Raw genomic sequence first — 19,715 nt, forward strand, 5'->3', positions numbered from 1 at the left:
CCTTTACATCACCACAGTTTCTTCATATTCTTCTGTAAATAGCATGTTGCGATTTAAAATATCTAATCCTTTCACGTTCATATCTACCGCATATTGTGCTGGGATCCAAAGGACTTTTGCATCCACAGAATCCGCCAATTCTTTCAGGTACTTATACATATCTTCTTTAAACTCAATAGATCCTCCACCATAGCAAGCTAGATATTCCGGTTCACTAGAAAGTGTTGTCGTATATTTACGTTCTACATCTTCTAGGATGAAATCCACTTGATTGATACGAGCCTCACGCAAGTAATGAACAGCTAAGTCATGATCTTTTGGATACTCATCTGGTCGTTCAATGTATTTCGCAAATTGCTGACGATTAATATTAAGGCCTTTACGTTCTTCTTTCATCAATTGAATCGCTTCTTCGACCGCATGCCCTACTCCTCGTCTTTCGCCTGTACATTGTTCTGGTTGTGGATTCACGCCTACAGAATAAATATACTCGGTTGTGCCACTTCCGATATCAATATGCATAATCTTCGAGTTCATAAAATAAGAACCATCAATACCCTTCATTCCATATTCTTTACAAAACTCTTGAAACATATCATTTGGTGCTTCAAAGATAGCGTATAACGCTGGAATCCCTTCTTTCGTCACCTTTACTTGTGAGAAGTTTAGCTCTACCGTTACTTGCTCTTGACCAACATACACAATAACCACATGAGAAGTACCCATGAAACGTTCTTCTAATTGTTTCGCTGTCTCCACATTATGTTGACTCGCTGGAATCGCACTACTCATGCCGACTTCGACTTTTAATGATTGAGGAAGTTCTCCTTCTTCTTCATATTGTTTCTGTACGGCTCTTGCTGCAGCATAACCTAACGTATTAATTAAAGGTAAATCACTACTATGCTTTTCATGAACGGCGATATCCATGTTACTTACGCCTTCTGTGGTTTGAATTGCTCGTTCTCCAATCATATATAGGCCATCACGACGAATGGATGAGCTTGAAATATGTACAAGTAATTGATCGATAAGATTAACTATATTTTTCTTTACATCATTTTCATGAACGGAAGGTTTTCGGTTAATTCGTTTATAAGCACTTGGAATCTTGACGACTTTTTCCATGCCTGGTTCAAGAATCTTCATTTTGTCGTTTCCAATATCATTCGCAAGGATTATTTTCATTATTAAATCCACTCCTTTTTGTTATCCTATATCGATTTTATCACGAATTATATAATAAGTTAATAATAATTATATAATTTGATAACCAAAAAGAAATCTAAAACTAACGATAAAATAAATCAAACTCATTTTATATACGTTTTATATAATAAAGTATGTTTTTATTATATAAATTTAATTAAAATGCGTTATATCTATACATCAAACACTTCTTTTTACATAAAAATAAATCTTCAATATATAATAATTATATAAATTAACTAAAAGAGAAATTAAAATACTAACTTATTATCTAAATAATGCAAAATATGTTATACAAAACTACATAACGTGTATTTTTCCAGAAGCCTATATGAAATAACTATTTTAATCAATTTTAAGTAGCGTTATATCTCTCATAACGCTATAAGAGCTTATAAACATTGATACTAAAGGGTTTTTCATAACACAAAATCTTTTATGACGCTACCCGTTATAGTCTGCCTTACTTGTTTATAACGTTTCCTACAGCGTTATATATAAGCAAGTAAAGTATATCCTAGCTTATAAAATTTAATTATCTTTTATCTATCCATACATTGTGTTTATATTCAAATTTAATTAAAACATTTACAAAAATAACCTTTGATATATTATTTTTATAAATATAGTTCCAAACTTAGACAAAGGTGCTATTTAGATCATCCAGAATTAAAATTGGTAGAAAGTCTTGTTGCATCACAAAACACGTTATACAAAACTATACAACCCATATTTTTCAAAACCCTCTATGAAATAGCTATTTTAAGTGGCGTTATATCTCCCGTAACGCCATAAAAGCTTATAAACATTGATACTAAAGGGTTTCTCATAATACAAAAATCTTTTGTGACGCCACCCGTTATAGTCTGCCTTACTTGTTTATAACGTTTCCTACAGCGTTATAAACAAGTAAGTAAAGTATATCCTAATTTATATAAATTTAATTATCTTCTTCTATTCATACATTGTATCTATGTTCAAGTTTAATTAAAACATTTATAAAAACGAGCTCTGATATATCATTTTTGTAATTATAGCTACAAACTTAGACAAAGGTGTTATTCAGATCGTCCAGAATTAAAATTAATAGAAAGTCTTGTTACATCACAAAACACGTTATACAAAACTATACAACCCATATTTTTCAAAACCCTCTATGAAATAGCTATTTTAATCAATTTTAAATAGCATTATATTTCTCATAACGTTATAAAAGCTTATACACGTTGATACTAAAGAGTTTTCTACAATATATTTTCTTTTGTGACGCTACCCGTTATAACCTTAACCACTTATTTATAACGTTTTCTACAACGTTATAAATAAGTGAAGTATATACTAACTCATATAAATTTAATTATTTTCCATCTATCCATACATTGTGTTTATGTTCAAGTTTAATTAAAACATTTATAAAAATAATCTCTGATCTATTATTTTTATAAGTATAGCTACAAACTTAAACAAAGGTGTTATTTATTTAAAACTTCCATAATTAAAACTGATAAAAAGTATTGTTGCACCATAAAACGCGTTATGCAAAACTACATAACGCGTTTTTTAAAAAAGCCTATATGAAATAACTATTTTAATCAATTTTAAGTAGCGTTATATCTCTCATGACGCCATAAAAGTTTATACACGTTGATACTAAAGGTTTTTTTACAACACAAAATCTTTTATGACGCTACCCGTTCTAGTCTTAACCACTTATTTATAGCGTTTCCTACAGCGTTATACATAAACAAGTAAAGTATGTTTAGGCTTATATAAATTTAATTATCTTTTATCTATCCATACATTGTATTTATGTTCAAATTTAATTAAAACGTTTATAATTATAATCTCTGATCTATTATTTTTGTAAGCATAGTTCCAAACTTAGACAAAGGTGTTATTTAGAGCGTCCATAATTAAAACTGATAGAAAGTATTGTTGTATCATAAAACACGTTATGTAAAAATATATAACGTGTATTTTTCAAAAAGCATCTATAAAATAGTCATTTTGATCATTTTTAAGTAGCGTTATATTTCTTATGACGCTACAAGAGCTTATAAACATTGATATTAAAGGGTTTCTAACAACACAAAAATCCCTTGTGACGCTACACGTTACAACCTTCATCACTTATTTATAACGTTTCCTACAGCGTTATAAATAGAATCATTGAACACATTTCAAACATTAAAAAACTAAGAAAAATAAACTATTTTTGATAATTGAATTACATTATAAAAATGGAGGAATATACTATGGAAAACAGTACACTTGATCAAGAAAAAGCTTACTGGACAAGAGAAGTAGCCGAATTATTAGATATAAAAGAGGGAACAGTACGTAAGTACGCTCGTCTTATGGAGGAAAACGGGTATAATTTTCATAGAAACGAGCATGATCAGCGTGGTTTTTTCGAAAGAGATATTTTGCTTATGAAACGCATCAAAGCTCTTAGCAAAACAAAAGGTGTGACGCTAGAAGATGCTGTAAATACTGTTACAAAAGGAGTTATGGTAGCAGAAAGAGATTCTATTACGCCTGCCGTCATGAATCTTCAAGAGGAATTAGAGCGTTCTATAGAACGTCATAAACAAACTATGGAAGCTTTTATTCAACTAAAAAATGAAAATACAGAGATGAAGGAATTATTAATGAACTTATCAGAACAGATGAAACAGCAACAAACATATATTGAGAATAGTTTAGAGAAACGGGATCAAGTTTTGTTAGAATCTATCCAGAAGACTTTAGAACAGAGAAGAGAAGAAGAGAATACTGGATGGTTTAAAAAATTATTCAAGTCTAAATAAGGATTTACTTTTTCCTTATGGAAACTTATAAAGTATGAGGAGGCTATTTTCGCACTTACATATAATAGTTTAGTCTTTCCTCGATATCTAAATAATATGATTGCTTACTTTAATAGTTTATATAAAAGGCATAGAATTCTTAAAGAAACAATTAAGATTTTTTATGCCTTTTCGCTGCTTTATTAGTATGAGACAAAAAAGGGAATAGGTAGCTAAGCATCCTTATAACTCACTTTTTCATCTTCAACCCAAAGTAAATTATTGATTTATAAAATCAAATTTATCATCAGGAACATTAAGTATATGTCCATTAATGGCTACTATGTTGTTATCTATCCATTTAATATCCGCAGTTTCCTCGCGATAATTCCAGTAAATATTTTTTGTCTTTTTGCCTTTATTGTTAAATACTAATTCACCACGTACAGCAAATGAAGTTGTGGCGCCCCCATTTGTTACATATGCTTTTAAAGTATACACTCCATCAGGAGACTTTTCCTCTGTGAGATAATCTCCTGTGGGCAATCTATCCATATCAAAAAATGCCCAGTATACTCCATATCCTATAAAGCCAATAAACAATAGGAAACCAAAGAAAAATACTTTCAATCTCTTTTTACAGACTTTTCTCTTACTATTTATTAAATCAGTACTCACAGAATCCTCCTTAGGTAAAGCAGGTATGTAGTAGAGGGGATAACCTATTGCTTTAGTTAAGTATAGAACGCTAAAATGGCTTTCATTTGTGCTATTTCATCTTCTGATGACATTTCATACATGTCTTGCGCTTGTGATTCTTTTTCTGCTAAAGCTTCTTTCTTTTGTTGCTCCTGGAACCAATCAGGTAACATTTCTTTACGAACAATCTTACGTGGTAATGTTACAGGATCTAGGTTTTTATTTTGATCTTCTGTTTGTGCTAAATCATTAAACTTATTTAAAGCGATACTATACACTAATTTACATTGTTCCTCAAAACTCATAGAACGCGTTTTTATGTATGTAAAAAGAATTTGAATAGATTCATAAGCTACGGAATGAATATCCTTCTTTGAAAGAGTTATAGATAAAGATTGACATACTTTTTTAGAAGCCAAACGAATGCGTAAATAAAGCTCTCTTAAAGAGTCTTTAAAAATATCTTTAAAAGTTTGATTAATTAATTTTGGAACTCCTTTGATAAAAGGAATCGTTTTATACATAAAATGATCTTTAATATAATTATTAGGTAAATAATAGGTAGAAACATTTTTGGCCTCTTCATTCTTACTCTCACAAGGGTTTTCAGCATTTTCTGCTTGGACATCTGTTTGGACATTAAAGTCAAAATATTGTTGCCAGTGTGCAAAATAAGGGTGATTTACAAAGAAATAAACGGCAGCACCTCGACCATTATGTTTAGAAGAAGAACGATGAGCCTTTACAATCTTCCCAGCTTCTTCTAAGGCTTTCATGACACGACGAATTGTACGAGTAGAAACATTGTGTTTCTCAGCGAAATAGGTATCTTTGGCATACACAAATCCTTTATCCGTTGCTAAAAAGCAAATCATATCGATAGCATTACGTGTTTCTAATTTCAAACGAGCAAAAGCATCCCCAAAGACAGACTCTACAATTTCTAATAATTTGTATTTCATTTGTTTCTGTTGATCTTTTGTTTTTATGTAAGATTCATAGTTTTGCATACGGGCAAAATCATTACTAAAGATTAACATATTTTTCTCTCCTCTTTTCCTGCGGAAAAAGAAAAAGGACATGTTTACCGTTTAAAAATTCGGTAAACACACCCTTTAAAAAAGAGAGTACAATAAACCCTTGCAATAATTAAAGTTTTACTGTAAAATGCAGATAGAAACTTTAATTATGTGAACAAGGTTTGAGGTAAGTGTTTACCGTGGGTGAGACACGGTGAGCCGTCGCAGGATGCTTCCAACATCACTGCGATTGCCTTGAACCTTTTTTCTGTTCCGAACTGTCTAATTGCTGTTATTATAGCAAACTATCCCAATGAACACAATGTCAATTCGACCTAATTTTGGTCAAATCCCTTTAAAACGCAATTATTTTTTTAATTAATATTATCTTTTAGAACATAGTTCTAAAAGATAAACTGCGTGTTTTCTGGGCTAGTTGGACTTGCTTTTTGTCTATGATTAGCAATATGTTTTTTAGAAGGTTTATAGAAAATAATTTTCAAGGTCTTCAATTGTGAGAATTTCCGCATTAACTTTATACTCTTTGCACCAGCTTAATATCCTTTCTTTCCTCACTTGAGTAATCGTATAGAAGATGAGTAAAGCTTGCTGTTCTCCTAGAGCTTGAAAGAGGGAACGATATAACCTAATTTTCTTCTTGTTTTCGAGCATCTTCTGTTTGAGATCCACTTCGACAAAACAAACGATACCATGAAGGGAAAATCGAGCATCGCAAATTAATTTGTGTGTTTCTCCCTGGATCCTCCACTCATTTGGTCTTTCTATCTTCCAATCTTTTGGACATCCATAATACAAGTAAATGTCATTCCGTCTCACCTTATGTTCAAGCTGGGTCAATGAAGGTTTGTTTTTCTCTGACCCAATGTGTTGGCGTCCTTTCTTCGATAAATAGTAGACATTTTCATGGAGACGTTTGTGGTTTAAGAAAGGACTCATATTATAGAGAACTCGATTGGCATTGCGGACACTTTTCAACTGAAATAGGGATTGCAATTGAGACCGACTCATGCATTCCAACTTATCCAAGGTGTACATAATCTTCTCCTGTCTCGTTTGGCATAACTGTTTGTTTTGCAATTTCATACCCTCCAATCCGTTTCCAGATTTCCTCATGATTCAAGTAAGGGACTTGCACTTCTTTCACTTCATGCGTTTTAATCAAGGCACGCCCTTTAATGTCCGAAGGTAACGTTTCAGCTCCATAAGCATCAATAGCCACCTTAGACGCATAATCACTTCCTAAGCGAAAACTAATCTTTAAATCCGCATTTTGCTTGATAGAGCCATTCAAAACATTCGAGGTAGGATATTGTGTTCCATAGACCAATCGAACACCTAAGGCGCCGCCTATGCGTGCAATTTCACTGAGTATCGATTGACAGTGTGCTAAATGTTTCTTTTCTTCTTTTTCCATAAACTTTTCAGGCATGAGTTGTGCGGCTTCATCAATCAAAATAAAAAGACGTTGAGAGAGGGGAGTGTCTACAATATTAGACCATCCTTGATGCTTAAAACGCTCCATTCGTTCCTTCATATCCTTCTGTACTTGTTCTAAGACGTATAAGGCCTCCTTTGGATTACTGGCAACCCATTTCACTTGTTGGAGATTCTTATATCGATCAAACTCTAATCCGCCCTTTAAGTCGATAATGATGAATTGAGCATTCCAAGGATGATGTTCAATGAGATACGTCATCATAACTTTCATCATGACTGTTTTTCCAAAGCGAGTCGTTCCCGAAATGGTGGTATGTGGTGTATGGTCAAAATGATGAAATTGCCATCCCTGATGGTTTTTTCCTAAAGGAACCATCCATCCTTTTCGATAGGGAACGTCTTGATAAGACACATAGGAAGGCATTTTATGTTTGGAAATCTCAATGATGAGCCATTTCTTGAACGATACGTTCACCTCTTGATTTAAGGTGACGGATAAAACCTGTTGTAAGGTTCGTAAGGTTTTTTCTTCTAAAGCTAAAGGTGTGTGATAAATGAGCTTGATCCTTTTCGTACTTTTGCATTCCCGTACAAGCTTGGGATACCGATGTTCTTTTCCGTCTTTTACGCTGATATGGTATTGCTCAAAAAGCTGTTGGACGATCCGATGCTCCTCACTGAATGTAGTCTTTCCAAAACACAAAGCAGCAGCCCCCGTTAAAAGAGGAATCGTAATAAGCTCCCACATCGTTCTCACTCCTTCTTTCTTATCTTCTAGAGATAGTTCCTTGGAAAAGGAAGCTTCCAAATCCCGTCCTTATCGTGATTAGCCTATTCCTTTTTTCCTTCTAGCCTAGTCAGAATCCTGGTCATAAGAAAGGAAGGAAAGAAGACAAGGTATACAAAAAATAAAGCAAGCTCCCCAAGATACCAGCGTTCATTCCAACCTGCATGACCACTCTTACTTTTTCTTTGTCGACCCATCCTTTTTTCTCTGCGTAAATCACCGTAAATAACACCATGCTTGTTCCCAAGACTGTAACCATATGGATCTCCTCCTAAGTAGGTATAGTTGATTGTATGTTGCATGGCTTGTTCAACTTATCTTGTCCCTATAATTTCTTCCACTAGAGTTGCGAATTCCATGTATAAGAGTGGAAAAAAACGTACATAATGCTTGATAACCAAGAATAAAATGGAGTGAACGAAATGAGTAGCAAACAGAGAGGAAAGTTAGGGAAATGGCTTGATAACAGAGGGATTAAGCAGGAATGGTTAGTGAAGGAGACCAATCTAGCTCGTAATACCATTAGTGATATCTGCAAAGGAAGAAGAACTCCTACAACTCCTACACTAAAGAAACTTATGAAAGCACTTAGAAAAGTGGATCGTAATGCTAAAGTGGATGACTTTTTTGATATTTAACATGACAAACTGGAATATTGTCGTGAAAAAGCGAATAGTTATATGTCATAAATATACTTAAGACCGCTTTATACACTAATGGATATTGGGCGGTCTTTGCTATGGGCATGACTATTTTTTAAGAAACCTATTTATATAGAGTAATAACACTTAGCTTATATGCTAACATCCTACCTTAAAGAGAACTAAAAGTACGGCAAAGACGTTTGTGGAAGATGTGAGAAATACTCCAGCAAAATTAATTGCTCAAAGAAGATAATTAGAAAAAGGAAGAATAATGTGGAAAAGATATCAATTTTTCATTTTACCTCTAAAAGCAATCGAGAATTTTTCTAATGATCTAGGTCATACTAAAAAGAAAAGAGTGATGGATAGATTGTAAATAACATTTCTAGCAAAATACAGGAGGAAAAGATGAAGCAAACCATTGCAGACTTATTGATTGAATCATTATTACAAGCTGGGGTTAAAAGAATTTACGGTATCGTAGGGGATTCACTAAATGCTGTTTTGGATTCTATAAGGCGTTCTGAAAAAATTGAATGGATTGGCGTTCGTCATGAAGAGGTGGCAGCCTTTGCTGCTGGTTCTGATTCTCTGCTCGGTGAAAGCATTGCCGTTTGTGCAGGAAGTAGTGGTCCTGGGAACCTTCATCTGATCAACGGATTATACGATTGTCATCGCAGCCGGATTCCTGTTCTAGCTATTGCTGCACATATCCCAAGTAACGAAATTGGAAGTGAATATTTTCAACAGACACATCCAGAGCAGCTTTTTAAGGAATGTAGTCATTTCAGTGAAATTATAACAAGACCGGAACAGATGCCTCGTTTAGTAACAATTGCATTGCAGCATGCTATTTCTAAACAAGGGGTTTCAGTTCTCGTTCTCCCTGGTGACGTTGCGGCATTACCCGATGAAGAATCTGTTCCAGAACAGGTGATTCATGTGACCCAACCAGTCATTCGACCATCTGATACTGAACTAAAGAAGCTTGCTGAATACCTTAATAATGGAAAGAAAATTACACTGTTATGTGGAGCTGGTTGTGAAGGTGCACATGAACAGTTGATGCAGCTGTGTGATAAACTAAAGTCTCCTATGGTTATTGCCCTTAGGGGGAAAGAATACCTTGAGTACGATAATCCTTACTCCGTTGGATTGACTGGTCTCATCGGTTATTCATCAGGATTTCATGCTATGATGGACTGCGATGTATTGCTAATGCTTGGTACTGACTTTCCGTACAGACAATTTTTCCCTAAGAAAGCTGCTATTCTTCAGGTAGATATTCGGCCCGAGCATCTTGGACGCCGAGCTGCTTTAACCTTAGGTCTTTGTGGTGATGTTAAGTATACAGTTGAAGCATTACTTCCTTATCTAACTGAGCAGCATGACTCCCATCATCTAGATAAATTCGTATCACATTATCAAGACGTTCGTAAGGACCTTGATAAACTGGCAATTGGAAAACCAGGACACACACCAATCCACCCTCAATACCTCACAAAAATTGTAAGTGACCTTGCTGATGAGGATGCTGTATTTACATGTGATGTTGGAACGCCGACTCTATGGGCTGCCCGTTACCTTGAAATGAATGGGAAAAGGAGGCTACTGGGTTCATTCAACCATGGAACAATGGCAAATGCGATGCCGCAAGCTATTGGAGCACAATGTGCAAGTCTAGAAAGACAAGTGATTGCTCTATCAGGTGATGGTGGTCTCTCCATGTTAATGGGAGACTTGTTGACACTGCGTCAACACAAATTACCGGTTAAGATTATTGTATTTAATAATAGCTCTTTAAGTTTTGTTGAACTTGAAATGAAAGCTGCTGGTTATTTGGAGACTGGAACTGGGTTAGAAAACCCTAATTTAGCATCTGTAGCACAAGCTATGGGAATTGAAGGAATCCGTGTAGAGGATCCAGCTGATCTTGAAGATTCCATAAGACAAGCATTTCAACATAAGGGACCAGTTCTATTAGATGTTCTTGTAAACCGTCAGGAGTTGGCCCTTCCTCCTAAAATTAAATTTGAGCAAGCTAATGGATTTACACTGTGGATGCTTAAAGCAGTTCTTAATGGCAACGGCAATAAGCTGGTGGAACTTGCCAAAACTAATTTATTCCGGTAGATGTTTCCTATTCCAAGAAGAAGGGCATTGGTTCATCTCTAACGCTAGTTGAACGATTAACAAAGCTTTAAATAAAAAAGACCCGTTAAAAAGTCTCTAATTTTACTAGAGTTTTTAACGGGTCTCTTAATGGATTAATTTAGATTTTCATAATACCACCAGTGCTAGCAGATGTAACAAGCTTAGAGTAACGAGCTAAATAGCCTGTTTTAACTTTTGGTTCAAAGCCTTTCCAGTTTGCTTTTCGTTGCTCCCATTCTTCCTCAGGAACTTGAACATCCATTGTACGCTTTTCAATGTCAATGACAATATGGTCACCGTTTTGAACAAATGCAAGTGGTCCGCCTTCTGCTGCTTCTGGTGAAGCGTGGCCGATAGATAGACCACGGGAAGCACCTGAAAAACGTCCGTCTGTTACAAGGGCCACTTTTGCTCCTAAGCCCATACCCATAATTTGAGAAGTAGGTGCTAACATTTCCGGCATACCCGGTCCGCCTTTTGGACCCTCATAACGAATGATAACCACATGTCCTTCTTTGACTTGTCCCCCGGCAATACCTGCTAAAGCTTCATCTTGGGAGTCAAAGACAATCGCTGGTCCCTCATGGGAAGTAATTCCGCCTTGGACACCACCTGTTTTGATAATTGCGCCATCTGGAGCAAGGTTACCAAATAACACCGCAAGTCCACCCTTTTCTGAGAACGGATTATCAATTGAATGAATAACATTGTTATCTTTCACATCACAACCAGCGATGTTTTCCCCAAGTGTTTTTCCTGTTACTGTCATAACGTCAAGGTGAAGTGTACCTTCTTTTTTGGATAATTCATTTAATGCAGCAGATACTCCACCTGCTTCATGCAAATCTTCAATATGAACGTCTGATGCTGGCGCAAGTTTTGAAAGATGCGGCACACGCGCTGCTACTTCATTGATTCGTTCAAGCGGATAATCTATACCTGCTTCGTTTGCAAGGGCAAGCGTATGTAAAACCGTATTCGTTGATCCACCAAGTGCCATATCAAGGGCAAATGCGTTATCAATTGCTTTCTCTGTCACAATATCACGCGGCTTTAAATCTAAATCAATTAAATTCATTAACTGAGTAGCTGAGCGTTTAACAAATTCTTTACGCTCTGGTGCTACTGCTAAAATCGTTCCGTTTCCTGGTAAAGCTAGTCCAAGTGCCTCTGCCAAGCAGTTCATAGAGTTAGCAGTGAACATTCCAGAACAAGAGCCACATGTTGGGCAGCCAAACTGCTCAAGCTCTAGAAGACCTTTTTCATCAAGGTTCCCTGACTGATAAGCACCCACTCCTTCAAATACGGAAGAAAGGGAAATTTTCCGGCCATCACTTGTACGACCGGCTGCCATTGGACCACCACTAACAAAAACCGTCGGAATATTTAAGCGCATAGCAGCCATCATCATACCCGGTGTGATTTTGTCACAGTTTGGAATACAGACCATGCCATCAAACCAGTGTGCTGATACAACCGTTTCTACGGAATCCGCGATAATTTCACGACTTGGTAGTGAGTAGCGCATCCCAATATGTCCCATTGCAATACCATCATCTACACCGATTGTGTTCATTTCAAAGGGAACACCACCAGCTTCACGAATTGCTTCTTTAACAATTTTCCCAAACTCTTGTAAATGTACATGTCCAGGAACAATATCAATATATGAATTGACAACAGCAATGAACGGTTTGTTAAAATCCTCTTCTTTTACGCCAGCAGCGCGAAGCAAGCTTCTATGCGGTGCTCGGTCAAATCCTTTTTTAATCATATTACTGCGTAGTTCTGCCAAAATAAATCCCTCCATCTAAGTCTCACTATGATGATTATAAATTTAAACTTTTCAATATTGTAACACTATTCTTAATATAATTGTATCCTTAATGATACTGTTATGTAATTTATAATTTGCGTTTAAATAGATATTACGATTCCGATAGATTAAAAATACTACGGAAATAAGCCTATATAAGTCAGTTTATGGATTTCTTAAGATATAGTTATTGACAATCTGTGTATGTTCGAAAGGAATGCAGTTAGATTTTAAAACCCGTGCGTAAAAGTATAACTATGTGAAAAGAAAAAGCACAAACTCGTTGGCAATTAACAGATTTGTGCTTTTTTACTATCTCTAACCTGTTTTATATAAACTAATTTAATTCATGATCATTTTGCAAAAGTTATAATTTATTGAAAGTAAATCATTAGTTTTTGAATCTTATATGTAATATCAAAAACTTATTTATTTAAAAATAAATATGCGATAAAGATATTTCCGTAATCTAAAACATTTTCAAAAACCCTCATTTTTCTACATTTTAGAATTTAGGTATCATTTACTCATTCACTTGTACCACGTTTTAAATAGAAAACTGTTGGGTACATATTATACATAACGAAGGTGGAATTAAATGTAAGTAGAAGTTTGCGTTTAATTAAATTTTAAGGGGATGGAAAAATGGGCATAAGAAAACGAGTTGTAGGAACTTTTTATTCGGAGCAAGAAGCGATACATGCAATTAAGGGGTTAAAACGTCAGGGGTATCGTGAGACAGATATAATAGTAGTAGCAAAGGATAGAAGTAATACTCTGCGGTTAGGAGCCGAGACTGATGTAATGATAGAGGCCGGCACACCAGCTATAAGTTCGTTGGCAGGTGTCATGATGGACAGCTTTCTTACCATGATGACAGGTGGAATGACTACTACTACACAAGCTGGTAGTCTAACTTCAAAACTTGTTAGACTGGGCATTCAAGGTTTTACTGCGAAACAGTGTGAAACGGATGTAAATCAAGGGAAAATCCTTGTCCTAATTGATGTGGATGAAACTCAAACAATTCCTTTATATACTACGGTTAGAGAGGCTCCATATGAGACAGAGGAGCATAAGGCAGTGCAACTTCGCGAAGAACAACTCGATGTAAGGAAAGAACTTATTCAGACTGGGGGAGTACAACTTCGTAAGGAAATTGTAGAAGAAGAACGAACTATCCAGGTCCCGGTTGTCCGTGAGGAAGCCTATGTAGAACGTCGCCCAGTCATAGACGGTCAGTATGATGGCAGCCCATTAACAGAGAATGAGATCATTCGTATTCCTATTATGGAGGAACGAATTGAAGTAACCAAGAGACCTGTAGTTGTGGAAGAAGTGATCATCGGCAAGCGTAAAATTCAAGAGATTAAAGAGATGAAGGATACTATCAGAAAGGAAGAAGCACGAGTTGAACAATCAGAACCTCCCGCGGTTCCCAAACTTGCTGATTCTGAAATCTATAAAAACATGGCTAATTCCGTAGACCAAAGTCATCAAGAAGTTGCTGCTGCACTTGCTCCTAAGGCTCCAAGAGAGGAAAAGGTTACACTTTCAACCAACAACAAGAAACGAGAAGCCCAACTTAAAGTGAAAACTTCCCCTGTTATCGAAGAGCTTGAAGAGGTTGCAGACTCAGTAAACAATCAGAAACCAGAAAGTCAAGTTAAAGATAAAGATATTACTACTTCTGAGAAAGAGAAAAATAATGAGAATTCAACAAACAAGAAAAAGAAATAAGTAAAGCTCCTCTACAGTTATAATAAAGGGAATAGTTGAGAAGGTTTAAGGAAGGGCTGCCCAGCTTTGTTGGCAGCTTTTTTTTGTTTTTCTTCACCATTCAAATCGTAAGCCTCATTTGTTCAACAAATAAAAAACCTCGATTTTCACTACAGAACTTAGCTAAAGAAGGTGATTATTAATGAAACGTTATGTAGCTAATTTCTTATATTGTGAGGGATTTTTAAATTTTCAGTAAGCTTCCATGTGCGGATCACACGAGAGCATGGGCTGTTCCAGCTCATGTCCAATTCCCTGCTAAACAGGCAGTTGATAGGAATCCATCAACAAGATAGAATTCACTTGCTCTTTCTGCAAAGATTCATTTGACATTTGAAGATGGACCAGAAATTATCGATCCTATTAAAATTTGGGCATTTACTAGCTGACCTGGAACGCAATGGTATACGATTTATGGTTTATCTGCTGTCCCGGGTCGATAGGAATTAATTTGTACATCAACACAACGTAATGTATCGGCAGGGACTAGAGTGGAAATTCCACCACTTACGCTTATAGGAGACAGAAGCTATAAAGAACTTAAAATTTATATTAATAGCCAAGCAACAGAAGTTGCAATAACAGAAATTTATCTTGTAGAGAATTAGAGATTAAATTACATTTATATATGCGTTTTTAATTTCAAGAATTGAATATTTTAACAATCAGTTATTTAAGGATATGAATTGATTACTGTACAAGAGAACTTTTCTATTTTTACAATACGCATGTTAAAAAAGACCAGTCCGTAAAAGTATATATAAATGAAAATAAAAAACGCAAACTCCTTGTTATCGAACGAGTTTGCGTCTTTTTACTTCCTCGAACAAAAATTATGTTAACTAATAATGTATATTTCATACAATCTGTTTATTATCAAATATAGGGAATTTTGATATTATGCATCTATTACAAAGAGTAGGTGATTAAATGGGACCTATAGTAGTAATTGATAAGATGAAATCAAGTGATTGGGAGCAAGTACGTCAAATTTATCTCGAGGGAATTGAGACTGGAAATGCTACATTTCAAACAGAGGCACCTTCTTGGGAATCATGGGATCAAGATCATTTATCAGAATGCCGAATTGTAGCAAGGGCAGAAGGACAAATTCTAGGATGGGCAGCTTTAACACCTACTTCAGGTCGGCGTGTTTATGCTGGGGTGGCAGAAGTAAGCGTCTATGTTGGAAAAAGTAATATAGGAAAAGGTATTGGAAGCAAACTTATGAAAGATTTAATTGAGTTAAGTGAGGAAAAAGGGTATTGGTTACTACAATCAGGTATCTTTCCAGAAAATAAAACAAGTCTTAAATTACATAATAAGTTTGGATTCCGTGAAGTAGGCAGACGAGAACGCATTGGAAAAATGAATAACATATGGCGTGACGTTATATTAGTGGAACGAAGAAGCAGTGTGGTTGGAGTAGATTAGCCCTTTAAGAGGGCTTTTTTATTTCTACCTATAATCAATATTATGGTGCGACAAGAAGTCGCTTTTATATAGTGTGGCTCACGCCACTAGTTTAGACGCAAAAACTATCCCTGTCCAAAACTGCGTGTCTGGCAACGGATTCGTGGGTTGCATGCGGAAATGCGGAAACAGAGAGCCAGTGCACGGCTCGGAACACTGCTAGGGGAAGATGAAGTATGGTGAACGAAAGTGAAGGTTTGTAAGCTTCGTAATGATTAGCTCAAGATAGTGCGCAGGTTTGCTTGGGTATTGGCAAGAGGAAAAGTAGATTCATAATGCTACTGTGCCGCGTCCCGCATCTTGCCCGGAGTAAAGAACCCACCTAACCTCGTCGTATCTATAAGATGCGAAACTTGGTAAGCCCTATGTCATCTGCGTAAGCAGTAGGATGACTGTAAAGTCAAACGATGTGACAGAGGGTAAAGGATACGAGAGAAAGAGTATATTTAATATACATTGGAATCAAGTCTCTTCTTAAGAAGAGCAAAGGAATAGATTTAAAAAGAACTTCTGATGTACCTTTAAGAAAGCACTATATCCAAGGCGTTATAACAAATGTTGCTAACCCTAAAAATATTCTGTTTTACTTATCATTCTTACCTCAATTTGCATCCACAAATGGTGAGAACGGATCATTAGCATTACTATTATTAGGTTCGACATTTGCTTTAATCGTGCTACTATGGTGCTCATTGGTAACATACTTTTCAACTTTGGCAACCAAAACGCTTAAAGACAACAAAACGTTCAATATCATTCTGGACAAAGTTTCAGGGATTGTATTTATAGCTCTTGGGTTGAAATTATTAGTTACCAAACCTAATTGAGCTTTTAGAAAATGATATAGCTTGGCGATAATAAAATTATATTAGCTGCAGTCTCTAATAAGATAATAAAATGCTACTCCAGTCTTATTACCTTACTAGGTTATTTAAATTTCTTTATTTAGGTGCCCTATGGGCATCTTTTTATCTTTCTTTAACTATCATAGGATGGTTGAGATATTGTAATCATTGTTGGAACAGAGCAAGGAGATGTTCTCTTGACCGGTTATGTTAGTAAAAACTTGAAATAGAACCTATTATTAATTAACTTAAATGATCTAATAAAAACAAGTTCCTCCATCAAGGGATCATCCTAATGTCAGTACATAAAAGATTTGATTCTAAAATTTAATTATAAAGTTAAGGATAAACACAATGCTTGATTATGAAATTAAAAGAAATGAGGAGAATTCATCTTGAATCGAAAAATTATTCATTTAGCCGTAGGAAAACCAAAGGAATATACCTGGGGTAATAAAAAAGAGGTTTCTGCAATAGGAAAGTCATATGTAGAAGCTGTTGAGTTAAAAAAATCTGGTTTCATCGGTGATGATGTTGCAAACCATAAGTTTCACGGTGGTGTTGATCGTGCAGTATGTTTATACCCATTCGAGCATTACTCCTATTGGGAAGAAATGTTCAATAAAAAACTCAATCCACCAGCTTTTGGAGAAAATATCACAGCAACAGGAATGTTAGAAGAACAGGTTTACATAGGAGATATATATAAAATAGACGATGCAGTTATTCAGGTAACACAAGGAAGGGGCCCTTGTGCTACTATTTCTAATTATAATGAAGAGAAATCTTTTTTAAAGAAAGTGGTTGAAACATCTCTAACAGGTTACTTTTTTAGGATGTTAAGAGAGGGGACCATTAAATTTAATTCAGAAATAGAGCTTGTGGAGAGAGATGAAAACGAGATATCTGTGTTTTTTGCTACAAAAGTTCTTTTTCATCAAAAAAAGGATAAAGCATCCATTGAAAAAATATTAAAAGTGGAAGCTCTTGCAGAGGACTGGAGAAAAAGGTTTTTAAAATTATTATAAAACCTTATTGCAACACAATTCTTTTAAGAACCCTTGTCAAAACCCTGTCTTAGAATTATGGTTCCTAAGATAATCAAATAGAAGAGATAATGCATAGAAGTATAAATAAGCGAAAAGAAAAAGCGTAAGCCTTTTGTCGTTCAATGGGTTTACGCTTTTTTACTTCTAATAAAGTATTTTATGTAAACTGAAATTGTATATATTATACCTAATATTAACCTAATACTCCTTCATTAAGGATAAAATATAACAAGGAATATATATCCATTCAATCCTACTTAAAAATATCTCTAAACACGATCTTTAAAAGGAGTAAGGCTAAATGATAACTTTTATGCAAGTAATTTTAGCAGTTTTTATTTTAATAGGAGGATTTATAAAACTTTTTCGTATACCGTTTCAAGTTGAACACTGGCGGCAATATCAATATCCATTATGGTTCATGTCGGTAATTGGACTTATTGAGCTCATTGGAGCAATAGGAATGATTGCTGGTATTTGGAATCAATACTTGGTTTTAGGATCCGGCATATTATTTATAATTCTCATGATAGGGGCCATACATGCTCATATATTTCGAGCCCATCAAAATATCATAACGGTTATTCCTGCAACAATCTGCTTGCTTTTATCTTTAGTGATAATTCTTTGAAACTTAGAGGGATTTTCCTAAATCTACTGCAATTATCTTTTGAAGAGTCTTAAATTTTACTGAATTTAAGGATTGATTTATGTAGGTTCCGTTAAGCAACATTACGTAAACTTGAAGTCAATATTATATACAGATAAAAAATAAAGGCATCCTTCTTGATTAGGGATGCTTCTGTTTTGAGCTAGTATGTGACTTTGAACTTTTAATACAATGAATGGTAAGAATATAGAAAAACAAAAAAACACCTTGATTATAAGGTGCTTAATTAATATCTCGTTTAATATTATCTATCCAATCACTTAACTCATCTTTTTCCTTTTTGGTCTCAGCTCTTGACAATAGATACTCCATATTTACTTCATTATAGTTCTTTGCCAATAACTTAAAACCCCAATAAGTATCTTGTTCAGACTTCCAATGCACTGCGGCTCTGAGTCTATCGATTATAATGTCTTCCAGAGAAATGAGATACACGTACTTATCTTCTTCAATTTCTACTTTCGATACCCTATTATAATCCCCTTCTAAATCACTTGAAGGAATTTCTACAGCAATTTCTATTTGATCATGTACAAAATGTCTGCCTTCCTTACTAAAACCTAACCTTAAGAGAATTTCTGAGATTTTTTCATACCCATCTGATACAAAGTCAATATCACGAGTTGCATAATCATTTTGGGTATAAATCTCAACAGAAAGACCACCTACAATAATAGGTTTAATGTTCTCAGCATCTAATAATTTTGTAATAATAGCAGCTGTCTGTAACATAGCATGGTATTTGTTGTTTGGATCAAGGGAGTTAATTTCCTCACGAGCTATTTCAATATTCATCTTGTTATTCTTACTTCCTTTTAAATGAAGATAAAATACGCGCCTCTGTAGGATGCTTAGGACGTACTCGTCCTTGAATACGATTTCTTGTGCTTAGCTTGCTTTCAAACTTTCGTATTATAGCATCTTTCTTTTGACTGTCACTATTAACTCTTCGTTCAATTTCTTTTAAAGTGATAGTTGTCATTTGTTTATCACCCTTATTATTGGTTTTCATACAATCACCCCAATACCTTGTTGAGGTTAATGTATGCTATTAAAGGTGATTATATCATGAATTTTTTATAAATAACAAAAAACTAACATTTAGTATAAGCATTTTGTCAATCAACAATTATAAGTTTAATGCATGTATAACTAAAAACTTACTGCTGACTGCATAATGGATTTATATTCTGATACAAGAGATCATCCTTAAATAAGAAAACTACTTATAATCAACATTATGGTGCGACAAGAAGTCGCTTTTATATAGTGTGGCTCACGCCACTAGTTTAGACGCAAAAACTATCCCTGTCCAAAACTGCGT

Annotated in this window: 17 protein-coding genes; 8 read left to right on the plus strand and 9 right to left on the minus strand. The window is 35.0% G+C overall.

All coding sequences use genetic code 11. From position 1 onward, the window contains the following. Nucleotides 1-3: 3 nt before the first annotated feature. Entirely contained in the window at nt 4-1,188 is a 1,185-nt protein-coding gene (locus BM012_RS23655; RefSeq protein ID WP_061803088.1) for a ParM/StbA family protein, read from the minus strand. 2,276 nt (nt 1,189-3,464) lie between these two features. Between BM012_RS23655 and BM012_RS23660 the strand changes: the two genes are divergently transcribed. Next, a complete protein-coding gene (locus BM012_RS23660; protein ID WP_061803089.1) occupies nt 3,465-4,019 on the plus strand; it encodes a MerR family transcriptional regulator in 555 nt (184 codons plus the stop codon). Between the two features lie 258 nt (nt 4,020-4,277). Here the strand turns inward: BM012_RS23660 and BM012_RS23665 are convergent, their stop codons facing one another. From BM012_RS23665 to BM012_RS26610, 5 genes are all read right to left on the minus strand, one after another. Further along, nucleotides 4,278-4,676, minus strand: a complete 399-nt coding sequence (locus BM012_RS23665; RefSeq protein ID WP_139210447.1) for a DUF5412 domain-containing protein — start codon at nt 4,674-4,676, stop codon at nt 4,278-4,280. A 56-nt stretch (nt 4,677-4,732) separates the two neighbouring features. Beyond that, a complete protein-coding gene (locus BM012_RS23670) occupies nt 4,733-5,737 on the minus strand; it encodes an HTH domain-containing protein (RefSeq protein WP_061803090.1) in 1,005 nt (334 codons plus the stop codon). 462 nt (nt 5,738-6,199) lie between these two features. Then, a complete protein-coding gene (locus BM012_RS23675) occupies nt 6,200-6,772 on the minus strand; it encodes a replication-relaxation family protein (RefSeq protein WP_061803091.1) in 573 nt (190 codons plus the stop codon). Beyond that, entirely contained in the window at nt 6,756-7,922 is a 1,167-nt protein-coding gene (locus BM012_RS23680; protein WP_061803092.1) for an FtsK/SpoIIIE domain-containing protein, read from the minus strand. The genes BM012_RS23675 and BM012_RS23680 overlap by 17 nt, the downstream gene beginning before the upstream one ends. Nucleotides 7,923-8,043: 121 nt before the next feature. After that, nucleotides 8,044-8,220 (minus strand): hypothetical protein, encoded by a 177-nt coding sequence (locus BM012_RS26610; protein ID WP_167360162.1) that lies wholly within the window; start codon nt 8,218-8,220, stop codon nt 8,044-8,046. A gap of 163 nt (nt 8,221-8,383) precedes the next feature. On the opposite strand from BM012_RS26610, the gene BM012_RS23685 reads away from it, so the two are divergent. Together BM012_RS23685 and poxB are read left to right on the plus strand one after the other, a co-directional pair. Then, entirely contained in the window at nt 8,384-8,599 is a 216-nt protein-coding gene (locus BM012_RS23685) for a helix-turn-helix transcriptional regulator (protein ID WP_061803093.1), read from the plus strand. Between the two features lie 414 nt (nt 8,600-9,013). Then, nucleotides 9,014-10,738, plus strand: coding sequence for a ubiquinone-dependent pyruvate dehydrogenase (poxB, locus tag BM012_RS23690; protein ID WP_061803094.1), 1,725 nt, complete (start codon nt 9,014-9,016; stop codon nt 10,736-10,738). Between the two features lie 139 nt (nt 10,739-10,877). Here the strand turns inward: poxB and ilvD are convergent, their stop codons facing one another. After that, complete coding sequence (gene ilvD, locus BM012_RS23695) at nt 10,878-12,554, minus strand: dihydroxy-acid dehydratase (protein ID WP_019392552.1); 1,677 nt, start codon at nt 12,552-12,554, stop codon at nt 10,878-10,880. 666 nt (nt 12,555-13,220) lie between these two features. On the opposite strand from ilvD, the gene BM012_RS23700 reads away from it, so the two are divergent. The 5 genes from BM012_RS23700 to BM012_RS23720 all read left to right on the plus strand — a co-directional run bounded on the left by BM012_RS23700 (nt 13,221) and on the right by BM012_RS23720 (nt 18,352). Then, nucleotides 13,221-14,315 carry a YsnF/AvaK domain-containing protein gene (locus tag BM012_RS23700; RefSeq protein WP_061803095.1) on the plus strand — a complete coding sequence of 365 codons (1,095 nt, stop codon included), beginning with the start codon at nt 13,221-13,223 and terminating at the stop codon, nt 14,313-14,315. 969 nt (nt 14,316-15,284) lie between these two features. Further along, on the plus strand, nt 15,285-15,788 hold the full coding sequence (locus BM012_RS23705; protein ID WP_061803096.1) for a GNAT family N-acetyltransferase: 504 nt from the start codon (nt 15,285-15,287) through the stop codon (nt 15,786-15,788). Nucleotides 15,789-16,318: 530 nt separating this feature from the next. Then, on the plus strand, nt 16,319-16,654 hold the full coding sequence (locus BM012_RS23710) for a LysE family translocator (protein WP_235606122.1): 336 nt from the start codon (nt 16,319-16,321) through the stop codon (nt 16,652-16,654). Nucleotides 16,655-17,067: 413 nt separating this feature from the next. Then, nucleotides 17,068-17,700, plus strand: a complete 633-nt coding sequence (locus tag BM012_RS23715; RefSeq protein ID WP_061803097.1) for an MOSC domain-containing protein — start codon at nt 17,068-17,070, stop codon at nt 17,698-17,700. Nucleotides 17,701-18,022: 322 nt separating this feature from the next. After that, nucleotides 18,023-18,352, plus strand: coding sequence for a DoxX family protein (locus BM012_RS23720; RefSeq protein ID WP_061803098.1), 330 nt, complete (start codon nt 18,023-18,025; stop codon nt 18,350-18,352). 261 nt (nt 18,353-18,613) lie between these two features. Here BM012_RS23720 and BM012_RS23725 read toward each other — a convergent pair whose 3' ends face one another. Next, nucleotides 18,614-19,186, minus strand: a complete 573-nt coding sequence (locus BM012_RS23725) for a DUF6036 family nucleotidyltransferase (protein ID WP_061803099.1) — start codon at nt 19,184-19,186, stop codon at nt 18,614-18,616. A gap of 10 nt (nt 19,187-19,196) precedes the next feature. Continuing rightward, complete coding sequence (locus BM012_RS26615) at nt 19,197-19,373, minus strand: hypothetical protein (protein ID WP_161939283.1); 177 nt, start codon at nt 19,371-19,373, stop codon at nt 19,197-19,199. Nucleotides 19,374-19,715: the final 342 nt, after the last annotated feature.

Origin of the sequence: Priestia endophytica DSM 13796, assembly GCF_900115845.1 — a bacterium.
GTDB classification, from domain to species: Bacteria; Bacillota; Bacilli; order Bacillales; family Bacillaceae_H; genus Bacillus_I; species Bacillus_I endophytica.

Bases quoted from the DNA above. Each gene is read 5' to 3' on its own strand.
- BM012_RS23720 (WP_061803098.1), top strand. From the start codon at position 18,023: ATGATAACTTTTATGCAAGTAATTTTAGCAGTTTTTATTTTAATAGGA.
- BM012_RS26615 (WP_161939283.1), bottom strand. From the start codon at position 19,373: ATGACAACTATCACTTTAAAAGAAATTGAACGAAGAGTTAATAGTGAC.
- BM012_RS23680 (WP_061803092.1), bottom strand. From the start codon at position 7,922: ATGTGGGAGCTTATTACGATTCCTCTTTTAACGGGGGCTGCTGCTTTG.
- BM012_RS23675 (WP_061803091.1), bottom strand. From the start codon at position 6,772: ATGTACACCTTGGATAAGTTGGAATGCATGAGTCGGTCTCAATTGCAA.
- BM012_RS23660 (WP_061803089.1), top strand. From the start codon at position 3,465: ATGGAAAACAGTACACTTGATCAAGAAAAAGCTTACTGGACAAGAGAA.
- BM012_RS23700 (WP_061803095.1), top strand. From the start codon at position 13,221: ATGGGCATAAGAAAACGAGTTGTAGGAACTTTTTATTCGGAGCAAGAA.
- BM012_RS26610 (WP_167360162.1), bottom strand. From the start codon at position 8,220: ATGGTTACAGTCTTGGGAACAAGCATGGTGTTATTTACGGTGATTTAC.
- BM012_RS23655 (WP_061803088.1), bottom strand. From the start codon at position 1,188: ATGAAAATAATCCTTGCGAATGATATTGGAAACGACAAAATGAAGATT.
- BM012_RS23705 (WP_061803096.1), top strand. From the start codon at position 15,285: ATGGGACCTATAGTAGTAATTGATAAGATGAAATCAAGTGATTGGGAG.
- poxB (WP_061803094.1), top strand. From the start codon at position 9,014: ATGAAGCAAACCATTGCAGACTTATTGATTGAATCATTATTACAAGCT.
- BM012_RS23725 (WP_061803099.1), bottom strand. From the start codon at position 19,186: ATGAATATTGAAATAGCTCGTGAGGAAATTAACTCCCTTGATCCAAAC.
- BM012_RS23685 (WP_061803093.1), top strand. From the start codon at position 8,384: ATGAGTAGCAAACAGAGAGGAAAGTTAGGGAAATGGCTTGATAACAGA.
- BM012_RS23670 (WP_061803090.1), bottom strand. From the start codon at position 5,737: ATGTTAATCTTTAGTAATGATTTTGCCCGTATGCAAAACTATGAATCT.